Raw genomic sequence first — 371 nt, 5'->3', positions numbered from 1 at the left:
ATGGCGGCCGGCCTCAAGGTCGGGCAGGGCGGGCGCCGGGTGACGATCCCCCTGCGCGCGGGCCTGCGCTTCCACGACGGCACGCCGGTCCTGGCGCGGGACTGCGTCGCCAGCATCCGGCGCTGGGCGGCGCGCAACGGCTTCGGCCAGACCCTGATGGCCGCCACCGACGAGCTCGCCCACGACGGCGACACCGACATCGTGTTCCGGCTGAAGGCGCCGCTCCCGCTCCTGCCGCAGGCGCTGGCGAGCGTCAGCCAGCCGGCCTTCGTCATGCCCGAGCGGGTCGCCCGGACCGACCCGTACAAGCAGACCACCGACGCCACCGGCTCCGGGCCGTTCCGCTGGAAGGCCGACGAGTTCAACTCGGG

At 74.9% G+C, this 371-nt stretch carries 1 protein-coding gene; it reads left to right on the top strand.

All coding sequences use genetic code 11. From position 1 onward, the window contains the following. Positions 1-371 (top strand): ABC transporter substrate-binding protein (locus ACLBYB_RS32835; protein ID WP_447701384.1); only part of this gene is annotated, 371 nt, incomplete at both ends.

It is taken from the genome of Methylobacterium sp. D54C (genome assembly GCF_053345595.1).
Note: the sequence above shows the minus strand (reverse complement) of the source record. Positions and strands in the feature narration are given on the sequence as shown.